The sequence below is a fragment of the Aquiflexum sp. genome (assembly GCF_977115555.1).
On sequence record NZ_CDSBKL010000314.1, the window covers coordinates 1 to 4,978 of the forward strand.

At 40.5% G+C, this 4,978-nt stretch carries 2 protein-coding genes; one reads left to right on the forward strand and one right to left on the reverse strand.

Annotation, left to right across the window (positions count from 1 at the left end; translation table 11 throughout):
* Positions 1-2,790: carboxypeptidase-like regulatory domain-containing protein (locus ACZFYI_RS15590; protein ID WP_462525054.1), on the reverse strand; the 2,790-nt coding region annotated here is incomplete at its 3' end.
* A 243-nt stretch (positions 2,791-3,033) separates the two neighbouring features.
* Here ACZFYI_RS15590 and ACZFYI_RS15595 point away from each other — a divergent pair.
* The coding region (locus ACZFYI_RS15595) for a TonB-dependent receptor (protein ID WP_462525055.1) at positions 3,034-4,978 on the forward strand (1,945 nt) is incomplete at its 3' end.

Consider the following 4,978-nt stretch of genomic DNA (forward strand, 5'->3'; position numbering starts at 1 on the left):
GTTGACCGGAATTTGAAAAATCCGGTAAAAAGGTAGGCCGTCGCCACTCATGCCTTCAATCTTCAAGAACATGTTTTTGGTAGTCTTGGGAAGATTGACTGAGAAAGTAAAGCTTTCATTCTCCCCATCGGTCTTGACGTTAGGATTCCAATAAAGCGATTGTCTAGACTCGGGGATTTCAGATTCAGCCTTTTGAACAGGGAATTCAATGACACGAGTAAATCCTCTTATTTTAAATATTTGAAATTCTTCACTGTTGAAAACCTGATCAGGACCCTGAGGGGCCTTTGCCCCTTTTTTGGTATTTACCATGATGACTCCTGCAAATCCCGCCATGCCAAACTGGGCAGCACTGAAAGTATAGACTTCGATGGATTCAACTTCGGCAGCTATGTAAGTTTTTAAAACTGACATAGTAGATTCTCTGCTATCCGTAAAATAGCGTGCGCCGTCAATGATTAAAAGTGGTTCTCCGGCATCAAGTCCCCAATTAAAATTTCCCAATCCACCTCCCTGCATGTTCATACCGACTATTACATCCAGTGTTTGTTCCGGAAATTTCTCCAAAAAATCAGGACCTATACTCCTATCGCCATCTCCGTATCCGTAGTTTTTCTCCTCCATGGTTTGCTTTTTTTCCTCTTCAATGAGGAACTCCTCCAACTCAACATAATCTCCATCAAAAATATCAAGCTTTCCAATTGTTGATTTTAGCCTGGTTTCCAATTGAAGTTTGGGCAAATTGAGTAAAACCTCCGGTCTCAAAGGCTCAATGAGCGAAATGTTTCCAAAAGACTTCCTTCTCTGGTTTAATGCTGCAATCGCAACCTCAGCCGAATCGGTAAACAAAAGCCCTGTCCCCCAAAAATAACCTGATGTATCAGACTTAATCACACCATAATCTTCCATTTGTCCCAGTACCACGGTCAATGGAACATCCAATGGTTTACCTTCTCTGTCTGAAAAAATGCCTTCCACAGAAATCCCATATTCAATATTGTATTCTTCCTCCGGAAATTCATAATCCCCAAGCTCAGTTCCAATCCAGTTTATTTCGGTTTCTATCGTTTTTTCTTCGCCGATAAACGTTGCCAAATCCGCATCGATCAGGGAAATACTGAAATCCGAATCCACAAAGGAACTGTCCATATCCAAAACCGAAATGCTGATGTTGGCCTTATTGAAAAGCTCTTCACGGGCAATGTCAGTTTTAAATGCAATGGATATTTCCTCTCCTTCCTGATCCGAAGGAAGTACATCTGTGGAGGAAATAACTTCCCGGTCAGCTGAAATCAAAGGCAATGGTTTGTAAAAGTAATCTGCCTCAGGATAGTACCTCATCCAATTGGTGTAGGCACGGATGGTATAATTTCCTGCTTTGAGGTCAGACCCTAATTTAAGCTGTCCTTTTGACATACCTTCCCGTATCTCAAAAGTTTCCTGAATCACCAATTCTTTCTTTTCATTGACCAAGTCCACATAAAGAACCCGGCTCATAGAATCTACCAAAAACTGGTTTTGGTAAATCATCCGGGCATTAAACCAAACGGTCTCACCAGGGGTATAATAAGACTTATTGAATGTCAGATAGGGTTTTTCCCGAAGAGAATTCCATCTTGTTTGGCCCAAAAGTGCGGTGTCAATTTCAGAAAAGAGAGTAAGATAATCCTTGGAAGGGACGAAATCATGCGGCAAAAATCTGCCCACTCTATGTCTTCCCATATATCCTGAAAAAATAATCTGCCTTGGATCGGTCGGAATCCCATTGGCATCAAATTCAAAATAGCATGTAGGAGAAGTGATCCAACTAAGAGGGTAATATACTCTTGTATAGTAATCATTTGCCCAAGTCTTCTTTTTGAAATGAATTTCAACTCTGTCAGGCCAATAAAGCCCAAAATTCCCATTGGGAAGTGTGTCAATTTTTAAGGAATCAAATGGAAGTGGTTTGATGGAATTTCCCAATTCCTCGTGGAATACATTGGTTCTCGTTTTTGGTGGAAAGCTATCTACCAGATATAGCCTATATCCCTGGCTTTTCGCTTCATCATGGAGTAGAGAATGTAGGAAATGGCGTAGGGACCCGAAATAAGTGGAGTTTCTTTGATCTTCCCAAGATTTCTTTTCTTCAGTAGAGACAGTGTCTATTTCATGAAAATTGACCAACCCAAAGTAATGGAACCCGTCCCTCGTCTGGATAAATTCCCGTAAATGGTAATCCAAATTATACCCCAAACCCAAATTCGAAACTTTGAGTGGCTCCGAAGCACTCGCCAACAGGTATTTTGACCCGCGGGTTTTCCCTTCTTCAAAATCAATAACCCAAGGGTTGAGGATTTCATTCTTTTTGAAAAATGGATCATTTGGAACCGCTAAAAAAACCCGCTTGAATTTTTTAAGGTTTCTTTCCCATCTTTTATCACGTTTGGATTTGAGCGTTACTTCATCTAGTTGGGATTCCTTAGATACCAACTGAAAATTGACAACAATTTGAATCCTGTTTCCAAATGAAATTTTTCTGTATTTGGTTGTGTAACCGACAAAGGACGCAACGATTTCAAGGTTTTGGGATAAATCTCCTTCAATTTTATAATCCCCATTGATATCTGTTGTAGCTCCAATGGTAGTATTGTTGATAAATACATTGGCAAATGGCATTGGCTCTCCGGTCTTTTCGTCGGTGATTTTACCAACGATGACCTGAGATTTTGCCAAGACAGGCACCAAAAAAAGAATCAGCAACAAGTTTATCCTTACAAGTCTTTGAACATAAACAGAACCTTTTGTCACCCTAATTGAATTTTACCCACCAATAAAGAAACTATAAGGTAAAAAAAATAAAATTAAATCAATCACCAAAACATTCCAATTAAGGTTGGCCTGTTTCAGCATATACAATTTATTCCTAGGCGGAATTCTATGAATAGGACAGAAAAAAATATTGTGGTAAAATGAAAATTACTGATTTGGTAAAGAAAGGCGGAATAAAACCATTAATTTACATTCCTATTGACCTATTAACCACAAAAAACAGTGCCAGTCAAAACCCAAAATATTTTTTCAATTCCCAAAATTGAAAACCAACTTAGTGGAAGGCCTTTTCACAACTGTGGTTTTTGGTTATTGACCATTTTGATCCTATTGTTCCTCTGCATACCCAATCTTCAAGCCCAGACAGAATTCATTGAACTGAGGTTTGATCAAAAAAATTCTCCAAAGAGAGCCCAATATTTCTTGACCGGAACGGTAAGCCATTTGGAAACCAAGGAAACCATTTCTGGGGTATCCATCCATATTGATGGTTTTTTTGCAGGAAATAACACAGACCAAAATGGGCATTATGTCCTTTCATTAGATTCCGGAAGGCACCGCATTGTTTTCCGTCAGTTTGGAAAAAGGCCCGCACATTATCTGATCCAATTATATGGGGATGGACAATTGGATGTAGGACTTGTAAACTTGGATTTTGAGTTAGAGGCATTCACTGTTGAAGCAGATGAAAGGGACAGAAATATCCGTAGCCCAATTACCGGTGTGACCAAAATGAACATCGAAGACATCAAACTTGTCCCGGCTTTTCTTGGGGAACCGGATGTCTTTAACGTACTTCAATCAATGCCCGGGGTGACATCTGTTGGAGAAGGTTCAGCCGGCATGAATATCCGGGGCGGTCAGGCAGATCAGAACCTGATCATGATGAACGAGACGATTGTACTCAGCAACAGCCATGCATTGGGATTTTTATCCTCCTTCAATGGCGATGCATTACAAAATTTTACCTTGTATAAAGGCGCCGTCCCAAGCTATTTTGGAGGAAGGAGTTCTTCTGCCCTCAACATTGAAATGCGTAAGGGAAATAAAGAAAAATGGGGAGGAAGTGCTTCATTGGGCACAGCTGTCAGCAAACTGATGGTAGAGGGTCCGATTGTACCTGAAAAAACTTCCATGATTCTGGCGACAAGATTGTCCAATGCCAATTGGCTGTTGAACATGGCCGATGAAGGCGATATCCAAAACAGTAAAATCAGGTTCCATGACATCTATTTAGGCGTCAACCATCAGTTCTCTGAAAAAAACAGCCTGGACTTTAACCTTCTGAACACAGGGGATTATTTTAGATTTTCCAATCAATTTGGATTTGAATGGGACAACCTTGTAGGTTCCTTGACTAGTAGGAATTTATTGACAGATAACCTGTCACTCGTAGGAATGGTCGCTTACGGCTCATTCAATAACGGTTTTTTTGAACCATCTACTGTCGATCCATCCAAAATCGAAAATGGACTGTATTACTATCAAGGAAAAATAACTGGGTTGTGGACTTTGGAGAAATTGGATATCAATTTCGGAGCCGAAGCCATTCAATACCAGATGAGACCGGAATCCTTGATTCCATTGACTCAGGAATCCGGCATATTACCAGAAACCGTCCAAAAACAAAGAGGTATGGAATACGCACCATTTATCTCTGCAGATTGGAACCCAAATGAAAATCTCTCTTTCTCAGGTGGTATCAGGTACTCTAATTATGCCCAACAGGCGCCTGACTCCATTTTCAGGTACCAAGAAGGGCTCCCTATTTCCAGGCTGACTATCATTGGCGTGGATTTTATTGAAAGTGGTAATATCGTCAAGTACAATGGTATTGAGCCAAGATTTTCCTTCAGGTGGACTTTTGACAAAGTCAATTCCATCAAGGGAGGCTATTCGGTGATGAACCAATATCTTCAGACAATCTCCAATGCCACCGGCCCGACTCCCATTGATTTGTGGCAGCTAAGCACAAATTATATCCTGCCTCAAAGGTCCCATAATGCATCTTTGGGTTACTTCCGAAATTTCAAAGACGATGAATGGTCTACTTCTTTCGAAGGATTCTACCGAAGTACTGACAACCAATTAGAATACCGGAATTTCGCAGATTTATTCTTAAATCCACATTTGGAGACAGAATTGATTCAGGGAGAAGGCCTTGCCT